The sequence below is a fragment of the Kribbella sp. NPDC056861 genome (assembly GCF_040687575.1).
GTDB lineage: Bacteria > Actinomycetota > Actinomycetes > Propionibacteriales > Kribbellaceae > Kribbella.
The window spans coordinates 730,236-750,449 of record NZ_JBFBNQ010000005.1 but is presented as its reverse complement, the minus strand read 5'-3'; the positions used below and the strand labels follow the sequence as shown (position 1 = coordinate 750,449).

At 67.8% G+C, this 20,214-nt stretch carries 27 protein-coding genes; 19 read left to right on the top strand and 8 right to left on the bottom strand.

Features of this window, described 5'->3' with window-relative positions:
- The first annotated feature begins 58 nt into the window (after positions 1–58).
- The 8 genes from AB0P21_RS27740 (at position 59) to AB0P21_RS27705 (ending at position 6,731) form a co-directional block, all read left to right on the top strand.
- A complete protein-coding gene (locus AB0P21_RS27740) occupies positions 59–271 on the top strand; it encodes a hypothetical protein (RefSeq protein WP_363700144.1) in 213 nt (70 codons plus the stop codon).
- 7 nt (positions 272–278) lie between these two features.
- Entirely contained in the window at positions 279–677 is a 399-nt protein-coding gene (locus AB0P21_RS27735) for a VOC family protein (RefSeq protein WP_363700143.1), read from the top strand.
- Positions 678–792: 115 nt separating this feature from the next.
- Positions 793–3,558, top strand: a complete 2,766-nt coding sequence (locus AB0P21_RS27730) for an FtsK/SpoIIIE domain-containing protein (RefSeq protein ID WP_363700142.1) — start codon at positions 793–795, stop codon at positions 3,556–3,558.
- Positions 3,555–4,235, top strand: coding sequence for a hypothetical protein (locus AB0P21_RS27725; protein WP_363700141.1), 681 nt, complete (start codon positions 3,555–3,557; stop codon positions 4,233–4,235). The genes AB0P21_RS27730 and AB0P21_RS27725 overlap by 4 nt, the downstream gene beginning before the upstream one ends.
- A gap of 16 nt (positions 4,236–4,251) precedes the next feature.
- The gene (locus AB0P21_RS27720; RefSeq protein ID WP_012922179.1) at positions 4,252–4,512 is read left to right on the top strand and encodes a hypothetical protein; all 261 of its coding nucleotides are present in this window, start codon (positions 4,252–4,254) and stop codon (positions 4,510–4,512) included.
- Positions 4,512–5,816, top strand: a complete 1,305-nt coding sequence (locus AB0P21_RS27715) for a hypothetical protein (protein ID WP_363700140.1) — start codon at positions 4,512–4,514, stop codon at positions 5,814–5,816. The genes AB0P21_RS27720 and AB0P21_RS27715 overlap by 1 nt, the downstream gene beginning before the upstream one ends.
- Entirely contained in the window at positions 5,803–6,273 is a 471-nt protein-coding gene (locus AB0P21_RS27710) for a hypothetical protein (protein WP_363700139.1), read from the top strand. The genes AB0P21_RS27715 and AB0P21_RS27710 overlap by 14 nt, the downstream gene beginning before the upstream one ends.
- Entirely contained in the window at positions 6,273–6,731 is a 459-nt protein-coding gene (locus AB0P21_RS27705) for a hypothetical protein (RefSeq protein ID WP_363700138.1), read from the top strand. Before AB0P21_RS27710 ends, AB0P21_RS27705 begins: the two co-directional genes overlap by 1 nt.
- A 9-nt stretch (positions 6,732–6,740) precedes the next feature.
- Here the strand turns inward: AB0P21_RS27705 and AB0P21_RS27700 are convergent, their stop codons facing one another.
- Together AB0P21_RS27700 and AB0P21_RS27695 are read right to left on the bottom strand one after the other, a co-directional pair.
- Entirely contained in the window at positions 6,741–7,844 is a 1,104-nt protein-coding gene (locus AB0P21_RS27700) for a CU044_5270 family protein (protein WP_363700137.1), read from the bottom strand.
- The gene (locus AB0P21_RS27695; RefSeq protein WP_363700136.1) at positions 7,841–8,470 is read right to left on the bottom strand and encodes an RNA polymerase sigma factor; all 630 of its coding nucleotides are present in this window, start codon (positions 8,468–8,470) and stop codon (positions 7,841–7,843) included. The genes AB0P21_RS27700 and AB0P21_RS27695 overlap by 4 nt, the downstream gene beginning before the upstream one ends.
- A gap of 247 nt (positions 8,471–8,717) precedes the next feature.
- Between AB0P21_RS27695 and AB0P21_RS27690 the strand changes: the two genes are divergently transcribed.
- The 4 genes from AB0P21_RS27690 (at position 8,718) to AB0P21_RS27675 (ending at position 10,888) form a co-directional block, all read left to right on the top strand.
- Positions 8,718–8,942: a hypothetical protein gene (locus AB0P21_RS27690; protein WP_363700135.1), complete on the top strand. Its 225-nt coding sequence runs from the start codon at positions 8,718–8,720 to the stop codon at positions 8,940–8,942.
- Positions 8,939–9,301 (top strand): hypothetical protein, encoded by a 363-nt coding sequence (locus tag AB0P21_RS27685; RefSeq protein WP_363700134.1) that lies wholly within the window; start codon positions 8,939–8,941, stop codon positions 9,299–9,301. The genes AB0P21_RS27690 and AB0P21_RS27685 overlap by 4 nt, the downstream gene beginning before the upstream one ends.
- A gap of 107 nt (positions 9,302–9,408) precedes the next feature.
- Positions 9,409–10,392, top strand: coding sequence for an oxidoreductase (locus AB0P21_RS27680; RefSeq protein WP_363700132.1), 984 nt, complete (start codon positions 9,409–9,411; stop codon positions 10,390–10,392).
- 4 nt (positions 10,393–10,396) lie between these two features.
- Positions 10,397–10,888: a YfcE family phosphodiesterase gene (locus AB0P21_RS27675; RefSeq protein WP_363700130.1), complete on the top strand. Its 492-nt coding sequence runs from the start codon at positions 10,397–10,399 to the stop codon at positions 10,886–10,888.
- Here AB0P21_RS27675 and AB0P21_RS27670 read toward each other — a convergent pair.
- The gene (locus tag AB0P21_RS27670; RefSeq protein WP_363700129.1) at positions 10,885–11,040 is read right to left on the bottom strand and encodes a hypothetical protein; all 156 of its coding nucleotides are present in this window, start codon (positions 11,038–11,040) and stop codon (positions 10,885–10,887) included. The two genes, AB0P21_RS27675 and AB0P21_RS27670, sit on opposite strands and share 4 nt — an antisense overlap.
- A gap of 17 nt (positions 11,041–11,057) precedes the next feature.
- Between AB0P21_RS27670 and AB0P21_RS27665 the strand changes: the two genes are divergently transcribed.
- A complete protein-coding gene (locus AB0P21_RS27665) occupies positions 11,058–11,696 on the top strand; it encodes a hypothetical protein (RefSeq protein WP_363700128.1) in 639 nt (212 codons plus the stop codon).
- 16 nt (positions 11,697–11,712) lie between these two features.
- Here the strand turns inward: AB0P21_RS27665 and AB0P21_RS27660 are convergent, their stop codons facing one another.
- On the bottom strand, positions 11,713–12,375 hold the full coding sequence (locus AB0P21_RS27660; RefSeq protein ID WP_363700127.1) for a DUF6308 family protein: 663 nt from the start codon (positions 12,373–12,375) through the stop codon (positions 11,713–11,715).
- Positions 12,376–12,548: 173 nt separating this feature from the next.
- On the opposite strand from AB0P21_RS27660, the gene AB0P21_RS27655 reads away from it, so the two are divergent.
- The 4 genes from AB0P21_RS27655 to AB0P21_RS27640 all read left to right on the top strand — a co-directional run bounded on the left by AB0P21_RS27655 (position 12,549) and on the right by AB0P21_RS27640 (position 15,691).
- Entirely contained in the window at positions 12,549–13,781 is a 1,233-nt protein-coding gene (locus tag AB0P21_RS27655) for an exonuclease domain-containing protein (protein WP_363700126.1), read from the top strand.
- A gap of 35 nt (positions 13,782–13,816) precedes the next feature.
- Entirely contained in the window at positions 13,817–14,350 is a 534-nt protein-coding gene (gene pyrE / locus AB0P21_RS27650) for an orotate phosphoribosyltransferase (protein ID WP_363700125.1), read from the top strand.
- A 131-nt stretch (positions 14,351–14,481) separates the two neighbouring features.
- Entirely contained in the window at positions 14,482–15,273 is a 792-nt protein-coding gene (locus AB0P21_RS27645; RefSeq protein ID WP_363700124.1) for a thaumatin family protein, read from the top strand.
- Between the two features lie 10 nt (positions 15,274–15,283).
- Positions 15,284–15,691 carry a cysteine/serine endopeptidase inhibitor gene (locus AB0P21_RS27640; RefSeq protein WP_363700123.1) on the top strand — a complete coding sequence of 136 codons (408 nt, stop codon included), beginning with the start codon at positions 15,284–15,286 and terminating at the stop codon, positions 15,689–15,691.
- A 115-nt stretch (positions 15,692–15,806) separates the two neighbouring features.
- On the opposite strand, the gene AB0P21_RS27635 is transcribed toward AB0P21_RS27640, so the two are convergent.
- The 3 genes from AB0P21_RS27635 to AB0P21_RS27625 all read right to left on the bottom strand — a co-directional run bounded on the left by AB0P21_RS27635 (position 15,807) and on the right by AB0P21_RS27625 (position 17,145).
- The gene (locus tag AB0P21_RS27635; RefSeq protein ID WP_363700122.1) at positions 15,807–16,070 is read right to left on the bottom strand and encodes a hypothetical protein; all 264 of its coding nucleotides are present in this window, start codon (positions 16,068–16,070) and stop codon (positions 15,807–15,809) included.
- Between the two features lie 102 nt (positions 16,071–16,172).
- Positions 16,173–16,661 (bottom strand): FBP domain-containing protein, encoded by a 489-nt coding sequence (locus AB0P21_RS27630; RefSeq protein ID WP_363700121.1) that lies wholly within the window; start codon positions 16,659–16,661, stop codon positions 16,173–16,175.
- A gap of 82 nt (positions 16,662–16,743) precedes the next feature.
- Positions 16,744–17,145, bottom strand: a complete 402-nt coding sequence (locus AB0P21_RS27625; RefSeq protein ID WP_363700120.1) for a hypothetical protein — start codon at positions 17,143–17,145, stop codon at positions 16,744–16,746.
- A gap of 695 nt (positions 17,146–17,840) precedes the next feature.
- Here AB0P21_RS27625 and AB0P21_RS27620 point away from each other — a divergent pair.
- Entirely contained in the window at positions 17,841–18,239 is a 399-nt protein-coding gene (locus tag AB0P21_RS27620) for a hypothetical protein (RefSeq protein WP_363700119.1), read from the top strand.
- A gap of 554 nt (positions 18,240–18,793) precedes the next feature.
- Here AB0P21_RS27620 and AB0P21_RS27615 read toward each other — a convergent pair.
- On the bottom strand, positions 18,794–19,363 hold the full coding sequence (locus tag AB0P21_RS27615) for a hypothetical protein (protein ID WP_363700118.1): 570 nt from the start codon (positions 19,361–19,363) through the stop codon (positions 18,794–18,796).
- A gap of 419 nt (positions 19,364–19,782) precedes the next feature.
- Here AB0P21_RS27615 and AB0P21_RS27610 point away from each other — a divergent pair, with 419 nt between their 5' ends.
- Positions 19,783–20,208, top strand: coding sequence for a hypothetical protein (locus tag AB0P21_RS27610; protein WP_363700117.1), 426 nt, complete (start codon positions 19,783–19,785; stop codon positions 20,206–20,208).
- The last annotated feature ends 6 nt before the right edge of the window (positions 20,209–20,214 follow it).

Sequence of the window (20,214 nt, the reverse complement as noted above, 5' to 3'; positions counted from 1 at the left end):
GAACGGGAGAAACGCCCACATCTCAGCGGTGATCGCGCTCGACTCGGACAATGAAGGAATGACCAAGGAGAGCAGCATCGCCCGCGTACTGCTGGTGCTGGTCTTCGCGCCGTCCGGGGGCCTGTTCGGCAAAGCGGTGGCCGACGCCGCGGCCGGGCTCGAATGGTGGCCGTGGCTGGTCGCCGCGCTGGTCTGGCTGGTGCTCTCCGGGCTCGTCTCGGTGGCGGTCAGCAGCCGATTGGACGATAGATCCCGCGACGAGCACAGATAATGCTGCGATGGCCGTCGCTGTGCACCACATCGAGATCTGGGTCCCGGACCTCTCCCGGGCAATGAACGACTGGGGCTGGGTGCTCCACCAGTTGGGCTGGAAGGACGGCGACGGCTGGCCAGGTGGCTTCAGCTGGAAGTCGGGCGTCGACAGCTCCTACATCGTCGTGGAGCAGAGCCCCGCGCTGTCCGCCGACACCCATGACCGGCTCCGGCCGGGCATGAACCATCTCGCCCTCAACGCGGCAGGCCGCGCTGAGGTCGACGCCATCGTCGCCGACGCTGCCGGCCATGGCTGGACGCTGATGTTCGCCGACCGCCATCCGTACGCCGGCGGGCCGCAGCATTATGCCGCTTTCCTGCATAACCAGGACGGCTACGAGCTCGAGATCGTGGCCCCCGGATAACAGCGATCGGCTGGTGAGACTTGTGGTGCCTGGAGTGACGGACGGGACTGCTGGTGTGACATGGTTGGCGAAGGCATTCGGTTGGTCGCGGGGCGAAGGTGGAAGGACGGTGCTCGTGACGGAGCAGCCTGCTGGGGGAGGCGCGCCCGCGCCGGCCACAGAGGTGGTAGCTGGTCCGGAGATCCTGGAAGGCCGCATTCGCGGTCTCCAGTTCGCGCTCGGGCAGTTGCTCGAAAATGCGCGACAGCACACGCGCGGAGAGCACCAACGCGCAGTACAGCTGCATCGCCAGTTACAGGCGGAGACGGCGGCCGCCCGGCGGGAGTCACGCGGGCTGGTCGAGGCCGCGACCACGGAGGCTTTGGCGAACGCCGAACCTGCCGCGCGTCTGCTGGCTGACCGGTTGGCGCCTGGACTGGCATCCATTCCGCCCAACGACGCGCGCTGGCGCTCCCGCCAACTCGTCGGCGCCGGTACTCCGTCGTACGTGCGGGTCGGGGCGCTGGAAGCCGGTACGCCGGTGATCGCGCCGCTGCTGCGCACCAACGGCTGGAAGGTGACGGCCGACCGCAACGAGTCCGCCCGGCAACTGCTGCAGAGTGTCGCGTTGCGGCTGATCGCGGCGGCTGAACCGTTCCGGTTGCGGATCGACGCGTTCGACCCACGGCTGACCGGCATGATGGGTCTGCTCGGGCACCTGACCACGAAGTACCCGCAACTGGTGCCGAGGGCAACGCACACCGCGGATCAGCTGCACACGGTGCTGTCGGGGCTGGTGGACGTCTCGTCGATGCGGGCCAGCAGGCAGGCGCAGTTGGGGCACAAGCACTTCGAGGACCTGGTGCGTGAGAGCGGGCGGGTAACCGATCCGTACCGGCTCATCGTGCTGTTCGACTACCCCGCGGGCATCGACCAGTTGGCGCAGCGCGACCTGGTCCGGCTGGCGGCGACCGGCGCGGATCGCGGGATCTGCTTCCTCGTCCATCACGATCCGAGCAACGCGAACGAGTACGAGGTCGACGCCAGGCAGCTGCTCGACCTGCTCCAACCGGTTGCCATCGCCAACGAGAAGGTCGAGCTGTCGCACCTGCCGAACGTGGCGGCCAAGCTCGATCCGGCCTGGGACGCGAACGTTGCTGCCGGCATCTGCGACGTGGTCGCCGAGCTCGCGGAGATCGCCGTGCTGCCGACGATCGAGTTCAACCGGACGCTGCCGGACAGGTCGACCTGGTGGCAGCCGGTCACCGACGAGATCAGCACCGTCATCGGGTACGACGACCGCACGCCGGCCCTGGTGCGCCTGCGCAGCGGCAACCCGGCGCTGCCCCATGTCCTCATCGGCGGCGCGGTCGGGCAGGGCAAGTCGAACCTGCTGCTGGTGCTGATCCATGGTCTGGCAGCGCGCTACGACCCGGCGGATCTGGAGATGTACCTGCTCGACTTCAAGCACGGCGTCGAGTTCTCGGCGCTCGGGCCGGCCGGCGAGCGGGAGCACTGGCTGCCGCACGTCCGGGTGCTCGGGGTGCACAGTGACCGCGCCTTCGGCCTCGCCGTACTGCGGCATCTGTCCGACGAGTTGGTGCGGCGCAGTGAGATCTTCAAGTCGCACGGCAACGTGGCGGACATCGCCGAACTGCCGGCCGGGCCGGATCGGCCGCCGCGCATTCTTGCTGTGCTGGACGAGTTCCAGGTGCTGCTGGAAGACGACGACGATCTGGCGGACGAGGCCGCGCGACTGCTGGAGCGGCTGGTACGACTCGGGCGCGCGTACGGCGTGCATGTGGTGCTGGCGACGCAGACGATCGAGGGCGTCAAGAAGCTCTCGACGAAGCGCGACTCGATCTTCGGCCAGGTGCCGTACCGGATCGCGTTGAAGACCACTCCGGCCGACTCGCAGGCGATTCTGCGGACCGGCAACACGGCTGCCGCTGAGCTGCAGTTCCGTGGCGAGGCGGTGCTGAACGCGAACTTCGGATCGCCGGACGACAACCAGCACGTGCTGGTCAGCTTCGCGGATCGGGTGGTGCTCGACGACCTGCGCCGCGAGCTGTGGGTCAGATCCGGTACTACGCACCCGCCGCGCATCTTCCACCTGGCCGAGCCGGCGCGGCTGACCGATACTGCCGCCGCCGTGCAGCCTGAGCTCGGGCGGCCGTGGATCGGGTTGCCGATCGCTGTGACCGAGGAGCCGGTGACGCTGGAGGTCCAGCCGGAGCCGGGGGCCGGGGTGCTGGTGCTCGGAGATGGGCCGACGGATGCGCTCGGGGTGCTGACCGGGCTCGCGGTGTCGGCGGCCGCGGCAGCCGCAGTACCGCCGCGGTTCATCTTCCTGGACGGCACCGACTCGGCGCCGGTAGTTGCTGAGGGCAAGGATGCGCTGGTGCAGACACTGCGGCAGCTCGGTTGTGAGGTCGAGACCGTGGACAAGCACGCGGATGTGGTCCGGCGGCTGTTCTCGCTGCGCGACGAAGTCCGGGACGGGAAGGTCGGCGGTACGACGTACCTGCTGGGCTTCGGGCTGCACGCGGTACCGAAGATGCAGGTGCATGCGGAGGGGTTCTTCGAGAGTCCGGCCAACGCGCTGCAGGACATCGTGCGCGGTGGCGCGACGCAGGGGCTGATCACCTTCGGGTGGTGGAACCGGATGCACGTCTGCACCGAGCAACTCGGCTTCGGGCGCGGCAATGTGGCGACGCATATCTTCCTGCGGCACCCGCAGGACGGCGTACGGGCTGTTGCCGGGGCGCTGATGAAGTGGGCGTCGGAGCCGCAACGGGCGCTGCTGTGGGACGGGCTGCACTCGGGGGCGCAGGTCGTCGTACCGTTTGCGCCGCTGCGGTCGGATGAGATCGACCGGGTCGTGGAGTTGGTGCGGCGATGAAGACCGAGCAGCAGCAGTGGACGGAGTACGCGCGGGCGCTCCGGCAGGTCGCTGGGGCGCGGGTGGACGCGCAGCAGGCGCAGGATCGGCTGACGGCCAACAGGTCCAAGGCGGAGGCCACTGCGATGGCAGAGGCCGACGCTATGGCCGAGCGGGGTCGCAAGCTGGAGATCCGGCTCAACACGCTCGCAGAGAAGGCGGCCGAGAGCCTGCAGCGAGCAGGGCTGCCGCCGGAGGGTAAGCGGGCATCCATTCCGCTGCCGGACATGCGCGGGATGACCGACATGGAGTCGGCTGCGGCGAAGCTCACCAAGCAGCTGGCGGAGACTGTCGACCAGCTGGAACACGTGCGGAAGACCGCCCGGGCGGAGCAGGAGCGCCGCAAGCGCCGTACGATCAGCGCCGGCGAGGTACTGGTCGGCTTCCTGCTGGTCTGGGCAATGAGGGGATCCCTCGTGGTCGGCCTGGAGGCAGCCGCGATCGCAGCGGTCACCCTGCTGGCCGCATCGCGGATGCTGGGTCTGCCGCGGTTGCCCGGAGCCCGTTGGTGGGGCTGGGGCGGGGCAGGCCTGGTGATAGTCCTGATGGCAGCAGGATTGCCGTGGTGGCTGGCGATCCTGGTACCGGCCATCGTGGCCGGTACTGCGATCGTGTTGCCGAAGAAGCGCAACCCCTAGGAAGAAGAGGCAGTAAGTGTCCGACGTACAGCGGCTCAAGGAACAGCTGCACCAGGTCTCCGCCGAGGCCAAGCAGGCAGCTGGCGGCTTGGCCGGGTTCAAGCTCCGCTTCACCCAGCACAGCGCCCAGGTGGAGAGTCTGATCGCCGGTACGGCGACCGGGGTGGATCGCGACATCTCCGAGATCCTCGACGCCGCGGGCAAGGCGGTCGAACAGGCAGCCGAGGCCCTGGAGATCGCCTCGGCCGGCTGCAAGAGCTACGCCGACCAGATCTAGTGTCGTCCGACCTGCAGCGGGTGGCGCGTGGGCTGGTCGAGTGTCTGAACGAAGTACCGCAGATCGTCGCCCATCTGCATCGCACGGCGGAGCGCTGCCGGGAGAACGCCGCGCTGGCGATCTCGGCGTCGCAGGGGCAGGCGACCGTGGCTGCGCTGCAGTTGGACGCGGCGGCGCTTGCTTGTGAGCAGGCGGCGCACTATTTGGCGATGGCGCCACCGAAGGCTGGGGCATGGGCGGAGCGGTTGGTGGGCGAGGGGCGCTCGGGCAACCGGCCGGATGCGCTGTCGGCCGATCGGAACCGGGCCACTGGCGGCTCGGCTGATATTGCTGACCGGGATCTGCTGGGGCGGGTGGTTCGTACTTCGTTGCCTTTCAAGCCCCTGGAGGATGCCGAGGGCAAGGAAGCGCCGCTGATCGTTGTTGCGCGAAAGGCGTTCGAGAAGCTTCGGAAGAAGCAGGAGAAGGACGAGGAAGCGCGCGAGCCGGTCGAGGAGCTCGAGGTCGAGATCGTCGTCGCCGAGACGGGCGAGGTCGAGATCTTGGAGCAGGAGGATGCTCCCGAGGAGCGTGACTTCGAGATCAGAGTCGAGCTGGCGGAGGCTGCGGCTGAGCTGCTGAAGTCGATGGAGGAGTCGGGGAAACGGTCCTGGACTGCTGCGACGGTTGTGGTTGAGCCTGAGCGGGTTACGGGGAGCTTCAGTTATCCGGATGAGCCGGTGGGGGAGGTGGCTCCGGTGATTGTTGATGTGCATCTGCCGGAGCCGGGTGAGACTCCGGCTGATGGTTTGGCGGCGCAGGTCGAAGTACCTGAGATCGATGTTGCGCTCGACGAGCTGCCGGACTTTGATCCGGCTTTTCACCCACGGGCGCTGGGTGATGACTTCATGGCGGGAGTACATGATCCTCAGGGCAGCTTCACGCCGGAGGAACGCCGGATCGCCGACCGGCTGATGGCCGAGGGGTGGCGGATCGATGCTCGCCCGGCCGACCATGGGTCGGGGCGGAAGAACCCCGACGGAATGGTTCGCAGGACCGGCGCCGACGAGGGCCTCGCCGTGGAGTTCAAGACACCGGAGAGCCCGGCGGCCAACGCGCTCAAGAGTGCGATGCTGCGGGCCCGGAAACAGGCGGACATCGTGGTCGTCGACGGCCGGCCGACGAACGTGACGGCGGAGGCCGCCGATCGTGCGTACCGTCGGTGTCTCGGCCAGTCCGGCGTGACCTTGCCGAAGGTCATCCACGTGATTCTCGGCGACGAACGATTGATCAGCTACTCAAGGAGTGCGGATGGCGGACAGTGACGAGATCTTCCTGGCGATCGAGGACGGGATCGCCGTCGTCGCAGCGCGGGTGGCGGAGGTCTTGGGGGCGCGAGGCAAGGGACAGCCCGACGACACCGGGGAGTGGGGCTTCGTTGGACAGGGTCGGACTGTCGATGCGGAGTACGGACTGTTCGTCGGGCCGAATTACCTGGCGCCGGAAGCAGGCGAGTTGCAGGCGATGGATGCCTATCCGGTGATGGTCGACGTGCAACTTCGGACGCACAAGCCGCTCCAGCGAGAAGAGGCGCGGCTTGCGTTCGAAGCGATCGTTGCTGCTATGCCCGACGTGCCTGCGCTGCTGCTCCACAACGTCGAATGGCTTGTTGCTGCCTACCTGCCCGGCTCCCCGGTCAAGTACTTCGAACCGCGGCTGACACCCGACGCGGAAGACGTGGACAGCTGGGGTCAATGGGTTCTGCGGCGGGAAGGGAATTGATGGCTGAGGAGTACAGCGTCTTTCTCGACGATGAGAAGTCGGTGGAGGAGGTTGCTGAGCGGTTGAAGGGGTTGCTGGGGCTGCGGTCGGTTGCGGATGCCTCGAGCCGGGATGACGAGGTGGGGTTGCGAGGGGCCGACGGGGCGCTGGAGTTCTTGGTGCATCGGAATTGGCATGTGCTGGTTGATCCTGAGCCGGGGGAGGTGCAGGCGATTGATGCTTATCCGGTGCAGGTTGATGTCTGGTACGGCGGGGATGAGGCGGTTCAGGAGCGGGAGGCTCGGCTGGTTTTCGAGAAGCTGGCTGGGGCTGGAGAGGCGATGCTGCTGGTGCGGGATGTGACTGATCTCGTCGCGGCGTATCTGCCGGGGGTGGGGACGCATAACTTCGCCGACGGCGTGACGATGGATGAGCCGGATCTCGAGCAGTGGCGCGACTGGGTGATTGGGGTCGGGTAAGGCCCTGGGCTATCTGCCGTAGGACTCGCTGCGGGCCGGGGGTGAGGTGGCGGCCGGTTGGGTCGGGGTGAGTTGGGTGGTGAGCGTCGACCAGGAGTAGATGTCGCCGCGTTGATAGGTCCTGTCGGGGTTGCCGTTGATGTCGGCGGGGCCGTCCTTGGTGATGACGGCGCGGCGTCCGAGGTACTGGCCGGTCGATGGGGAGATCAGCAGGTCGTAGCGGGTGTCGGCGGTTTCGCGGCTGATGGCGCGGGCGCGCTGGCCGTCGACGGTGATGACCTCCTCGTCCAGGAGGCGGATGCCGGGGATCTTGCGGGCGGCTTGGTAGAGGGCTGCTCGCAGGTCGGCCGGTACTGCGCCAGTGCCCAGGACGGTGCCGATGCGGGACCATGCCTCGTAGTCAGCGGGCAGGTGTTTCGGCGGGTTCTTGCGCAGTGTTGCCAGCAGGGCGTCCGGGTCGCGTGGCAGGGCCGCCAGGAACGCGCGGGACGGCTGCCGCCAGCTCGGTTGGCAGGGAGGCGACGGGGGGAAGGTGGTGCGAGTTACCCCGCCGTCGAAGACTCCGGGGCAGGTACTAAGGCTGCTGCTGGGCTTGGAGGGGAAGAACAGGTCTGGCCGCCTCGCACGGGCAAGCTCCTGGGCTTCGGGCGATGCGAACTCCACCTTGTCGCTTCTGTCGTACCTGGTCACGAACCGGCGGTTCTGGTCCGCTGGTACCCACGTGTCGGTCCGGTCCTGCAGGGAGGCTCGCAGGGATGGTGTGGAGCCGAGGTTGATCAGCCTGCCTTCCTTGACGGTGATCTGGCGGTACTGGCCTGGGGGAATCGGGGTATCCGGGTTGCCGTTGGTCTGGGCGGCGGCGTAGGCGAGGAACGTGCTGGCGTCGGCGACTGTGCCGGGGAGCGGACTGCTGTCGTGGCGAACGACATCGGCGGCGAGGAAGCCGCCGGCAAGCGTGAGGCCGAGGGCGCCGGCGACGAGCAGACGCGGTCGGGTGGCGCGGCGGCGTACGGGTGGTGGGGTGAACAGCTGCTGGCGGGCGCGGGCCAGTACTAGTGGGGCCGGCGGCGGTACGTCGTCGCGGACGCGTTTGAGCAGGTCTAGTTCGGTCATGACAGGTTCTCCTCGAAGTCAGGGCCGAGCGCGGAGCGGAGGGCTCGACGGGCTCGGTACAGGCGGGAGCGGACAGTTCCGATGGGCAGGGCCAGGGCTGCGGCGATCTCGGCGTAGCTGAGGTCTTCCCAGGCGTAGAGCAGCAGTACGTCGCGTTCGGCCTGGCGGAGGTTGGCCAGTACGCCGGTGAGCACCCGCGAGGCGGAGGCGGCGTCGACGCGTGCCGCGACCTCGGTGGCCAGCGGGTCGCCTCGTTGGTCGAAGCCGGCTGGTTCGGAGCGAGAGTAGGCGCGGTACTGGCGTACTTCGTCGCGGCGTCTGCGGTGGATCAGGTTGGTGGCGATGCCGTAGAGCCACGGCAGTGCGCCGGTTGTCGAGCCGGAGTACCGGTGTCTGCGTTCGAAGGCGATCAGGAAGGTCTGGCCGAGGAGGTCGTCGGCTTCGGTGCTGCCGAGGCGGCGGGCGATGTAGCGGTGGATCGCGACGGCGTGCTGGTCGAAGAGGAGGGCGAAGTCGGCCGCTGAGGACTGACGGAGGTCGGCGGGTGGGCCGGTCTCGGCTGGGGCAGGTGACTCCCGCGCGCCGGCTTCTTCGGGGGCTGCGGTGCCGGCTCGGTGTCGGTGCATACCTCTTTCTGCCCGCTCGACCGCATCCGGTTCCCGCCGCATGGAGCGGACGATGTCACGCTCCGGGGCCGTCGCCAGAAAATTTCTGCGAATTCGCGTCATGACCCGGTGACAGCTCCGTCACTACGAGTGAACCCATCCCCAACTGGGAAGTGGAAGTGATCGAAGTGAAGGACAGCTACTCGATGCCGCAGATGGGAACACCGACAGGCGTCAGCACGCCTACGACCGGTCGCCGGGTGCACTGATGGCCGACGATCCGGCGGGAGAACAACGTCGCCGCGTACGAGTGTGGTTCGGGGACCACGTCGTCGCGGACTACCGGGCGGAGGCCGAGGTGGCCGACCGCTATGCCGCTGCCATGACGCGCCGGTTCGCCGGCCTGCGGGTGACCAGCGAACCGCTCCCCCCGATGGACCCCGGCGGGCGGGCCCTGCCGGGAGAGAGGCTGTGGGAGGTCGCACCGAAATGACTGCCCGGCGTTTCCGGATGATTCGCCATCACGACGTCTCCGGGGTGAGTGGTACCGGACCCGTTGCCGAAGGCGTGCAGTTCACCGACGAGGCCGTCGCGCTGCGCTGGTACGGCGACTATCCGACCACCACGGTCTGGGACAGCATCGAGTCGGTGATCGCGATCCACGGTCACCACGGTGCCACCGAGATCGAGTGGCTGGACCCCGATCCGGGGCCGGATCTCGCGCTGCCACGGCGCGCCGATCTGCCGCCCCAGCCCTGGCCGGAGTTGCATCCGGCCCCTGAACCACCGCCGGACGACTTCCAGTCCGGCCGGCAGACCACGACCGGATCCGGCGCCGCGGACCTGGTCTGACGCGAACGGGCCGGCGCCTGGACTCCCTCCGGCGCCGGCCCCGTTCACCTTGTCTGGCCTCGGCAGAGGGTCTGGGATTTGTCCCTGGCGGCTGCTTGGCTGGAGCCGTGGACATTCTGATTCTCGGCGGTACTGCGTTCCTCGGGCGAGAGCTCGCTGTCCAGGCGCTGGCGCGTGGGCATGCGGTCAGCTGTCTGGCGCGTGGTGAGAGTGGCGCGGTGGCCGACGGCGCGACGCTGGTCGTGGCTGATCGCAGCCAACCGGACGCGTACGACGCAGTACGGGGGCGGGAGTGGGATGCCGTCTTCGAGGTGTCGTGGCAACCGGGGTTCGTGCGCGATGCCCTGCGGGCGTTGAGCGCGAAGCACTGGACCTATGTGTCGTCCGGCAACGCGTACGAGAAGTTCGACGTACCGGGTGCTGACGAGTCGGCGGCTGTGCGTGAGGCGACCGAGTTGGACGTCGCCGATCGGGAGCAGTACGGCGAGGCCAAGGTCGCCTGTGAGTTGGCGTCGCTGGCGGCTGTCGGGGATCGGCTGGTGATCGCCCGAGCGGGGCTGATCGGCGGGCCGGGGGACAAGAGCGACCGCGGCGGTGCGTGGGTGGCCCGCGCGGCGCGAGCGCCAGAGGAGCCATTGCTGGTGCCGGACACGCCGGAGCTGGCGACCGCGGTGATCGACGTACGGGATCTTGCGTTCTGGTTGCTGGACTGTGCTGAGCGAGGCACGACCGGGACCTTCGACGCGGTCGGCCCGGTGGTGCCGTTCGGTGAGTGGATCGAGCTGGTGCGGGAGGTCGGTGGGCACACCGGGCCGGTGGTGCTCGCGCCGCGGGAATGGCTCGAGGTGCAGAAGGTCGAGCAGTACATGGGTCCGGAGTCGATCGCGATGTGGATGACGACGCCCGGCTACGAAGGCTGGTCGAACCGCAGTGGCGCCGCGGCACTCGCCGCTGGGCTGAAACATCGCCCGCGCAGGGAGTTCCTGGTCGACACTCTGGCCTGGGAGCGCGAGCTCGGTCTCGACCGCGAACGCAAGGCAGGCTTGAGCCCAGCGCGCGAACAAGAGCTGATCGAGGCCGTGCAACAGTAGGGATATGCGGCTGCTGCTGATCTCCGACACACATTTGCCGGCCCGCGCGAAGAAGCTGCCCGACGCGGTCTGGGCAGCGGTCGACGCGGCGGACGTGGTGATCCACGCCGGTGACTGGGTCAACGTAGAACTACTCGACGAGCTGACCGAGCGCGCGCGACAACTGATCGGGTGCTGGGGCAACAACGACGGGCCGTTGCTCAGGGCAAGGCTGCCCGAGGTCGCGCGAGTGACCTTGGATGGAGTCTCCATCGCCGTCGTGCACGAGACCGGCCAGGCCAAGGGCCGCGAAGAGCGGTGTGAACGTGCCTACCCGGACGTCGACGTGCTCGTCTTCGGGCACAGCCACATCCCGTGGGACACCACGTCGCCGCGAGGCCTGCGGTTGCTCAACCCGGGGTCGCCGACGGATTGCCGGCGCCAGCCGCACTGCACCTATCAGACGGCCTTGATCGAGTCAGGCCGTCTGACAGACGTTGTGCTGCACAAGCTCTAAGCGCTTGCGGCTTCCTTGACCCGGGTCTTGATCCGGTCACGGACCTCTTCCGGTGTGTAGGCGCGACGCTTGCGGTCGCCCCGTGCGATTACGACGCCCGTCGCAGCGACCCCGACGAGCCCAGCCAGTCCTACGACCTTCCATGCCTTCATGTCACTAACCTAGCGACGTGGAGACACGGATAGCACTGGATGACGCTACGGAACTGACACGAACGGGTGACATTTGGCTGTTTCGCGGGGAGAGCGCGGCCGACCGCGCGATCCAGCTGACCACCAACAGCCCGGTCAACCACGTCGGGATGGCGGTCGTGCTCGATGACCTGCCGCCGCTGATGTGGCACGCCGAGCTGGGGCGATCGCTGCCCGACGTGTGGACCGGCAAGCACCAGCGCGGCGTACAGCTGCATGATCTGCGGGACGCGGTGCTCACCTGGTCGCGCAAGTACGGTCAGCGCGCCTGGCTGCGGCAGTTGGAGTACCCGGTCACCCGCGCGACGGAGGACGCCGTACTGCGTACTGTGGCACGCCTTGACGGCACGCCGTTCCCCTCCACGGCGCGACTCGCGTCGCGGTGGGTGCGCGGCCGGATCCCGCAGTTCCGCAAGGGCGAGCGGGAGCTGAAGCTGGAGAGCGCGTACTGCGCCGAGGTGGTCGCCGTGACGTACGAGGAGATGGGTCTGCTGCCGGACGGGCGGCGGCCGAACTGGTACGACCCCGGCCGGTTCTGGAGTGGTGACGACCTGGACCTGATCGGCGGCGCGGTGCTGGGCGAGGAGATCGCCGTGGACATCCCAGCAGCTGATTAGCCCGGCAGCGGGCCGGTCAGCTGGTGTGCCGCGCACGCATCCACAGGATCACGTCCAGGGTGCGCAGCGGTGTGATCAGCGGGCTCAGCTCGGCCGCCTTGTGGGCGTGCTCGAGCTGGCTGCGCAGGTCGTCGGTCAGCGCCTGCTGCAACGAGATCCACCAGTTCGCGCCCTTGCCGAGATCGACCAGGTGGCTGACCTGGGTGTCGTAGATCGGGATCAGCCGCGGCCGCTTGCGGGCCAGCAACTTGCTCGCGGTGACGCCCGAGGTGCCGTGCTCGCCGCCGTTCCACGCCATCGCCCGGAACTTGGTGAACAGCCGGTACGCCGCCGACTTCGGGCTCAGCTCGGAGCGCGGCACGTCCCACAGGTCCGCCTCGGCCGGGATCTCGGTCAGCAGCTCGCTGATCTCGTCGGCATCCGGCCCGAGCAGCCGGGCGGAGACCGCGATCGGCAGCCGGATGCTGAGCGCCGACAACGCCACCACGTCGTCGGCGGTCAGCCGATTGCGGTTGGCCTCTTGGTCGGCCGGTGTCCCGATCTGCTCGAACCAGCGGCCGGCGTACCCGGTGTTCGGCGGGCCGTCCTCGAAGTACGCCCGCAGGTCGTCGACGGCCTGTGGGCCCTCGACGATCTGCCGCAGCCGGCCGGCCAGACTGGTGTCGATACTGAGTTGCATGCTTCCCCCGCGTTGTTGCCGCTGCGCGGCGCCTTCCGGCTTCCCCCCGCGCTTCCATACGGCCTATCGGGTGGAATCGATGCCGCGTTACAACTGATTTCGCAGTACCGGGAACTGTCGGTGGTCTGTGATTGGCTTGTGTCAGCTAGGCAGCCAGTCAAGGAGGCGCTGGGATGTATGCCGTCATCGACACCGAGACGACCGGACTGTCGCCCGCCTATCGGCACCGGGTGATCGAGGTCGCGGTCGTCCTGCTGGACGCGCACGGGCAGTTCGAGCGGGAATGGGTGACGCTGCTGAATCCGCAGCGTGATCTCGGGCCGCAACACATCCACGGGATCCTGACGGCCGACGTGCTCGCGGCTCCCGATTTCGGCGAGGTCGCGGGCCGGCTCGCGGCGTTGCTCGCCGGGCGGATGGTGGTCGGGCACAACGTCGAGTTCGACCTGGGCTTCCTGCGGGCGGAGTTCGCCCGGCTCGGGGTCAGCGTGCCGTTGGTCACCGAGCGATCCATGTGCACAATGGCATTGGCGGGCTACCTGCATCCGGGCGCCAAGCGGACGCTCGGGGCCTGTTGCTCCGCGGCGGGCATCTCGATCGAGGGCTGGCACTCGGCACTTGCGGATACTCGGGCAACCGCGCAGCTCTTCAGTCATTATCTGCAGGCCTTTCCGTCGCCACCGCCGTGGCAATGGGTCTACGAAGAGGTCCGGCGCTACAACTGGCCGACGCTGCCGGGCGCGGATGGCATGGCAACTGTGCGACCGGTGCATGCGGGTGGGCGGCACGGCTGGATGAGCCGGCTGGTCGACCAACTGCCCCGAGTGCCGGAGCCGCCGCAAGCCGATTCGTATCTGGCCGTTCTCGACACGATCCTGGCCAATCGGGAGATCACCGAGGCCGAGGCGGACCAGCTTGTCCATGTCGCGACGGATCTCGGTCTGACCCGGTCGCAGGTGGACGAGTTGCATCGGGTCTACGTCACCGATCTGGCCGATGCGCTGTGGAGCGAGGGAGCGGGCAGCCCGGAGCAACGAGGCGATCTCGACCGGGTCGCGGTGATGCTGGGCCAACGGGTCGCCGACGTCGACGACGCCTTGCTGCGCGCGAGCAGCGGACGGTACGTCGTACCGGATCGCCCTGGTGCGCAAGGGTTTCCGGCAGGCAGCAGCCTGGTCTTCACCGGCGACATGATCGAGGCGCGGGAGATCTGGTGGGATCGCGCGGTCGGGGCCGGGTTCGTGCCGCAAGAGGCTGTTCGGCCGGACACCACGTTCGTGGTCGCGGCTGATGTGGACAGCCTGTCGATGAAGGCGCGGGCGGCCCGGGAGTACGGCGTACCGATTGTTGCTGTGGAGGACTTCGTCCGGATGTTGCCGGGGGCCGAGCAACGCAAGGCGGGGTGACGGTCGCGGCGCGAGGGCCTCGGTAGGGTGCGGGCGTGGACAGTGCTGGGGTGCGGAAGGCAGAGCTGGGCAAGCGGATCTATCAGGCGTCGCACCTGACGGGGGAGTTCGTGCTCCGATCGGGGATCATGGCGACGGAGTACTTCGACAAGTACCGGTTCGAGGCCGATCCGGTGTTGCTGGACGCGATCGCCCAGGCGATGGTGCCGCTCGTACCTGCCGGGACCGAGGTCCTGGCCGGGCTGGAGATGGGCGGGATCCCGGTGGTGACGGCGCTCGGCCGCCATACCGGGCTGCCGTGTGCTTTTGTGCGCAAAGAGGCCAAGACCTATGGGACCTGCCGGCTGGCCGAGGGCGCCGAGATCGCTGGGCGACGGGTGCTGGTGGTCGAGGACGTGGTGACCAAGGGCGGCCAGATCGTCCTGTCCAGCAAGGAGTTGCGGGCGCTAGGGGCGGAGATCTCGCAGGCTCTGTGTGTGATCGATCGTCAGCAGGGCGGCGCCGAGGCGCTGGCCGAGGTGGGGCTCGAGCTGATCTCTCTGATGACCGCGGCGGAGCTGCTTTCTTAACTCGGGACGATTACGAAACGTTTCCACTCGGTTACTCGCTGAAGTGTTGACATCGTTGTACCCGGCCTCGATGGTGGTCGTGGGATTCCCGTGTCTTACCGCATCCGCCCCCCACTGTCTGCGGAGAAGATATGAAGAAAATTCTCGCCGCCCTGCTGACCCCTGTCCTCTTCCTGCTCTCGGCTGTGCCGGTTTCCGCGGCCCCGATACCGGCGATCGCGCAACCCGCGCCGCTGCCCGGTCTGCAGCCGACCGCCATCGTCCACACCGTCACGTTCGTGAACCAGTCCGGGCAGACCCTGTGGGTCGGCTCCGCGGTGAACGCGGACAACTCGGTCAACTTCACCGGCCTGCCCAGGCTCAATAACGGGCAGTCCGCCACCGTCACCATTCCTGAGGGCGCCTGGCCCAACCACTGGCGCGGCAAGTTCTTCGGCCGTCAGGGGTGCACCGGCAACTCCGGCTCCACCTTCAAGTGCGCGGTCGGCGACTGCGGCCCGTACGCCGATCGCTGCAGCCTCGGCGAGCAGCCGACCAGCCTGGCCGAGTTCAACTTCGACCAGAACGACGGGCTCGCGCCCTGGTACAACGTCAGCTACGTCAACGCGTTCTCGGTGCCGATCACCATCCGGGCGAACAACGCCCAGGCTCCGCCGGGATCGCGCGAATGCGAAACGATGGGCTGCCCGGAGAACCTGCTGCCCTTCTGCCCGCAGGCCAACAAGCGGGTCGGCACCAACGGCACCACGCCGTACTGCCTGAATCTCAACCGCGACGCCCGTACGCCGTACAGCGACGCGCTGAGCTCGCGATGCCCGAAGGCCTATGCCTGGTCCCGGCAGGATGCGGAGCAGGGCAACCAGACCGTCCGCCAGTGCCGCAACTGCACCGGTTTCACCGTGACCTTCCACAGCGTGGCGTGAGGAGTTGATCATGAAACTGCTGACCAAGCTGGCGGTGCTGGCAACCGCCACGTTCTTCCCACTGACGATCGCCCAGACGGCCTATGCGATTCCCTTCGACCAGCCGATCCAGGGCAACGCGACGTACTACAACGACGCCGGGTACGGCGCCTGCGGTACGCAGCTCAATGCGGCGACCGAGATGCTGGTCGCCGTGTCGTACACCTACTGGACGACGGCCAATCCCAACAACGACCCGCTGTGCACCGGTGTCTCGGTGGAGGTCACCTACAACGGCCGGACGATCAGGGTGCCGGTCCGCGACAAGTGCCCGAGCTGCGGGCCCGGGCATATTGATCTCAGCCAGCCGGCCTTCAGTCAGCTGGCTGATATCAACCTCGGCAACATCCCGCTGACCTGGAAGTTCGTCAGGTCCTGACCGACCTGGCCGTGAGGTCCTGACAGGCCCTGCGGGTCAGGGCGCCGCCGGCACCAGTCGTCAAGGTGTTGACCAGCCCGGCTGCCGGATCTGGGGCGGCAAGTGCTCTGCCGTACTAGTCGTCGGTCTCGTCGCTGTCGGCGCGTTCGATCTCGAAGCGAAGCGATTTGCCCGAGCGGATGCGTTCGACGGCGGCGAGACAGGCTTCCTCGCTCATGTGCACGCCGATCTCGCCCAGCTTGTTGCGCAGTACCAGTGCCGCGTCCTTGGCCGACCGGGCGCTCGACTCGTTGATCGCCTCGATCGTGGTCGACGTGAGCTTCTCGCGGATGTCCGGGTGAACCTCGTGGATCTCATGGGTGATTCTGAACTCCGACATCGCGCTTCTCCTTGGTGACGGCCAGCCCCGTGAGCTGTCAGCCACCTTAGTATCCCCAGACGCGCATCCGTATGCGCCGCGAGCAGCGGTACGGAAATCGCGTCAGGTCAGGACGCGGCCGACGAAGGTCTCCAGCCGCTCGGTCAGGCGTTCGGTGCGGAGTTCCGGCAGGATCGTGTCGCCCTGCGGGACCTCGGGGTCGCGCAGGCCGCGGACGTAGAGCGAGCAGGCGAGGTCGGCGCAGATGTAGGTGCCGACGGTGTTCCCGGCCTTGCCTGCCGATCCGGCCCGGCGAGCGACGAAGAGGGAGACCTCGGTGATCTGGTGAGCCGTGGAGCAGAGGTCGCACAGCCCGGTACCGCGGCGAGGCTTGCCGCTGGCCGCCGTGTTGACGGCGATCCCCGTCACGCCGGCCTCACGCGGTACGACGAGGTAGCCGCGGGCGGGCGCCTTCGGATCGCGCCAGCCGAGATAGTCCAGGCTCTCCCACGGCAGCTCGCCGAAGTCGCGGGGCAGGGTCATCGCCTTGACCAGGCTCTTGGACGAGTTGACGAAGGAGCGTCTGATCTCCTCCGCGGTGAGCGGTTGCACGATGGTCCTCCGGAATCGCCTGCTGGGCCGTGACCAGCCAACCCCAGCCGGTCACTCGCCGCAACCGAATAACTGATTGCCTCTAGCAACCGTCAAGGTACTCCGCGGCGCGGGCCGGGTCGTGGTTGCGCAGGTCGGCGCCGAAGTCCACGTGTGCCTTGAGCCGGAACAGCAGGGAGACCCAGGGGGTCGGGTCGGCCGCGTCCTCGACGGTCAGGGTGAGGTCGGTGCCATGGTTCTCGTCGGGGGTGAGGGCGAAGGACAGTCGCTGACCGAACAGGCGGACGACGTACAGGTTGTCGCGGAGGGCTCGCTCGATCGGGGCGTCGTCGGTCCGGTCGCCGGGGAGGACGAAGTGGATGACTCCGTCGGATTCCTTGGCCGACTCCGCCCAGAACCGGGACCGGCCGAGTGGAGTGCTGATCGCCCGATAGACCTCACTCGGGGCGGACTTGAAGTGGATCTTCCACTGGGACGAGCTCACGGACCCTCCTCAACGCCGACGGGAGCCGGACATAGGCCGATTCTCCGGCACAGACCGGTCATCCGGCCGGTCGCGGCCGCAGGGGGACGGAATTTGCGTGTTCTGCAACGGCTGATCGCGTGCCCTGCAATGGTTGATCGGCAGGGGCTTTGGCGGTGGCGATCGACGAGGCGACGAGGCCGGTCTGCCGGCGCCGCCGCTGAGCCGGCACCTGGCGCGTGATGTTGAGGGTGCCCGGTCCGGGTGCCCGATCGGCGACCGCGATTGCCAGCCAGGGCCTCGTCCGCAGGGGTGACTGCGGGTCGAGAGCGGTGGCCGTGCGCCGGCATCATCCGCGTGACCGGTGTTTGCTGGAGGTGCGGCGAGGTCCGCGAGGCGCTCGATCATCGCCCGTCGTCGACAACGCGTACAGGTCGACAGCGCATACAGGACGCCGTGGAGGGCGGCTGAAAGCCTTTGATGTTGCAGGCTGCGGTTCGTTCGTCGCAATGGTGTCACAATCGCCGGTGAACTCTTTCCGGATCTGGTCCGTCACAGGCGGTGCTGAGAGACTTGTCCTCAGTGTCGCGCCAGGTCCAGGGGGTCCGCCGATGATCGACACGAGGTTCTACCGATGGCTCCGGCCCCTGCTAAAGCGCCGGCGTCGAGGTCTACTTGCTCCGGAGGAGTTCCGGCCGCGCGGTACCAGCTCCAAGGTGAGCCGGCTGGCCGCCCGGTACGACGCCGACGTGGATGCCGCGCTCGACCGGCTCTGGCCGAAGGCGCGGGTCTATCACGATCGGGAGTTCACCCGGGACCGGGCCGACTTCCTGCTGGTGATCCGCGGTCGCGGCGTGATGGTCGAGACGAAGGTGAAGAGCGATCCGGGGTTGTTCCGCGGGTCGACCTTGCCGCCGCTGCTCGATCGGCTGCAACGCGACGGTCGCCGGCTCGTCGTACTGCTGAACCAGGGCGATCCGACTCCTGCGCAGGAACTCGTCGCGGCGAAGCTTGGTGACAAGGCGCGGGTGCTGGTCTGGTCGGGTCCGGCTGATGATGCCGCTTTGTACGAGGCAGTTGAATCGCTGCTCAAGCAGGCGACCCGGCACGCCTGAGGTCGGTGGTGACAGCGGACCGCGCGGTGACAGCAGACAGCGCGGAGAGCAGGTTGCCGCTCTCCGCGCTGTGAGTTGGCTCTGTACCGCGAGGTGTGCCCCAGGACGGGCGGCGGCACAGAGTCGTCTGTGGGTGTTGCTGCTGGTGCTGTACGGCTGCCGGTGGTCGCCCGATGCGGGGCTAGGTGTCGGCGCCAGTGGTGAATAGCTGCTGGCTGCCGGCCTGCGCAAGTGGCAGGCGGCAGGTGGTGCGGCGTGCACCTGGCGGTGCGTGCTGCGCGGAGAGTGGTGCTGGGGTGGTGCGCGGTGAGTGGTGCTGGGGTGGTGCGCAGTGGGTGGTGCGGGGGTGGCGGGTGCTGGGTGGTGCGCGGTGAGTGTTGCGAGGGTCGACTGTGCTGGGTGGTGAGTGGTGAGTGGTGAGTGGGTCGACCGTGCTTGGTGATGCCCTGTGGGTGGTGAGGCGTGGCGCGTGTGGGGTGGAGCGGGCTGCGCGTGCTGGGTGGTGGTGTGCACTCGTCGTGCGGAGCTGAATGGTGCGCCCGGGTGTGGGGTGGTTAGCAGGCTTGGGGGGTGGTGCTGCCGCCGTCGACTACCCAGCGGCCTTCGACCAGTTCGACGCGCATTTGGTCCAGCCAGCGGGTGGGGGTGCCGGCGGGGAGGGCGTTTTTGCCCTTGCTGTCTACTGTGCGCGCTTGCACGGTGTCGTAGCAGGCGCGGACGATCACGCCCTTGGAGAGCAGGATTCGCTTGGCCCACAGGACTTTGGTGACGCCGGTGTTATGCAGGTGCTTGGTGCGGAAGTACTTCGCTTGCTGGCTGATCGCTGTGAACATCGTCGGTGTCATCACCGGCGCGAGTTGCTTGGTGGAGCGGCCGCCGCTGCGCATCATCACGTCGAATGCGACGCGGTAGTCGTAGTACGCGTTGACGACCGGGTCGTCCGAGACCGGGGCGTCTGCAACCGGTTCGGCGCCGCTGGCGACCGCGTCGGCGAGGCCGGGTTTGTTGGCCTTGTGGGCGCCGGGTGACGATGCGGCCACGTCGGCGGAGTTGTTGTTTCCGCAGCCCGCGAGCATCAGGACCGGGATCAGAGTGGCGGTTACCGCCAGGTTCCGAATACGCATGTTGTTCGAACCTCCTGTCGGCGCGGCACTGCCGCACGCACCCTCCGGCACTGACTGTGTAACCCTGCGACACTCACCGTGGTCACTGTGACCTAGGTCACAATCGATCCCGTACTGGGGTAGGGGGAGCGATTTGGCTCTGTGGGCGGATGTCTTCGCGCACGCTTGTTTCTAGGGTTGATCTCAGTTGTTGAGACTGAGGAGAAGCCATGACGGACACTGCTCGAGCGGCTGTATTGGCCGCTGATGGACCGCTATCCGGTCGGCGGAGCTTGACAGCTCGCCTGATCCGGTCGATCGGCTATGACCTTGCGATGGTGCCGGTCAGCCTGTTGTCGATCGGACGAACTGTGCTGGGGCAGGACGCCGCAGTTCATTCGAGGTGGCGTCGGCTCGCCCGCTTTCAAGGGTCGCCCGAGGTGCCTCCGCTCGCTCCGGAGACGGCGATGCCGGGCACGGGGACGGCGATGCGGCGGGTGGGGAAGGGGTCGGCGTTGATGACTTGGGTGGTGAGTTTGGCGCTCGGGCTGTTGGGGTGGTTCTTGGTGATGATGTTGGTGACGGCGGTGGTGCGGGGGCCGTTCTACGGGTTCGTCGAGAGTGGGCCGTACGGGGATGGGACCTGGGGTGGGCCGACCAAGGCGGGGGCTTGGGCGGTGCATGCGGCGGTATCGGTGCCGATTGTTGTGGTGCTGATGTTCGTACTGCGAGGGGTCGGGGTGCTGCAGGCGGCGGCCGTTCGGCGGTTGTACGGTGCGGTGATGTCGTGGTTGGTGCTTCCGGCAACTATCTTGCTGGCGGCCGGTGGGGCGCTGTTCTTCTACTCGTGGACTCAGCAGCTCTGAGTCGTG

Bases quoted from the DNA above. Each gene is read 5' to 3' on its own strand.
- AB0P21_RS27695 (WP_363700136.1), bottom strand. From the start codon at position 8,470: ATGCACCGACACCGAGCCGGCACCGCAGCCCCCGAAGAAGCCGGCGCG.
- AB0P21_RS27705 (WP_363700138.1), top strand. From the start codon at position 6,273: ATGGCTGAGGAGTACAGCGTCTTTCTCGACGATGAGAAGTCGGTGGAG.
- AB0P21_RS27690 (WP_363700135.1), top strand. From the start codon at position 8,718: ATGGCCGACGATCCGGCGGGAGAACAACGTCGCCGCGTACGAGTGTGG.
- AB0P21_RS27660 (WP_363700127.1), bottom strand. From the start codon at position 12,375: ATGCAACTCAGTATCGACACCAGTCTGGCCGGCCGGCTGCGGCAGATC.
- AB0P21_RS27635 (WP_363700122.1), bottom strand. From the start codon at position 16,070: ATGTCGGAGTTCAGAATCACCCATGAGATCCACGAGGTTCACCCGGAC.
- AB0P21_RS27670 (WP_363700129.1), bottom strand. From the start codon at position 11,040: ATGAAGGCATGGAAGGTCGTAGGACTGGCTGGGCTCGTCGGGGTCGCT.
- AB0P21_RS27655 (WP_363700126.1), top strand. From the start codon at position 12,549: ATGTATGCCGTCATCGACACCGAGACGACCGGACTGTCGCCCGCCTAT.
- AB0P21_RS27700 (WP_363700137.1), bottom strand. From the start codon at position 7,844: ATGACCGAACTAGACCTGCTCAAACGCGTCCGCGACGACGTACCGCCG.
- AB0P21_RS27740 (WP_363700144.1), top strand. From the start codon at position 59: ATGACCAAGGAGAGCAGCATCGCCCGCGTACTGCTGGTGCTGGTCTTC.
- AB0P21_RS27725 (WP_363700141.1), top strand. From the start codon at position 3,555: ATGAAGACCGAGCAGCAGCAGTGGACGGAGTACGCGCGGGCGCTCCGG.
- AB0P21_RS27645 (WP_363700124.1), top strand. From the start codon at position 14,482: ATGAAGAAAATTCTCGCCGCCCTGCTGACCCCTGTCCTCTTCCTGCTC.
- AB0P21_RS27615 (WP_363700118.1), bottom strand. From the start codon at position 19,363: ATGCGTATTCGGAACCTGGCGGTAACCGCCACTCTGATCCCGGTCCTG.
- AB0P21_RS27710 (WP_363700139.1), top strand. From the start codon at position 5,803: ATGGCGGACAGTGACGAGATCTTCCTGGCGATCGAGGACGGGATCGCC.
- AB0P21_RS27685 (WP_363700134.1), top strand. From the start codon at position 8,939: ATGACTGCCCGGCGTTTCCGGATGATTCGCCATCACGACGTCTCCGGG.
- AB0P21_RS27640 (WP_363700123.1), top strand. From the start codon at position 15,284: ATGAAACTGCTGACCAAGCTGGCGGTGCTGGCAACCGCCACGTTCTTC.
- AB0P21_RS27735 (WP_363700143.1), top strand. From the start codon at position 279: ATGGCCGTCGCTGTGCACCACATCGAGATCTGGGTCCCGGACCTCTCC.
- AB0P21_RS27675 (WP_363700130.1), top strand. From the start codon at position 10,397: ATGCGGCTGCTGCTGATCTCCGACACACATTTGCCGGCCCGCGCGAAG.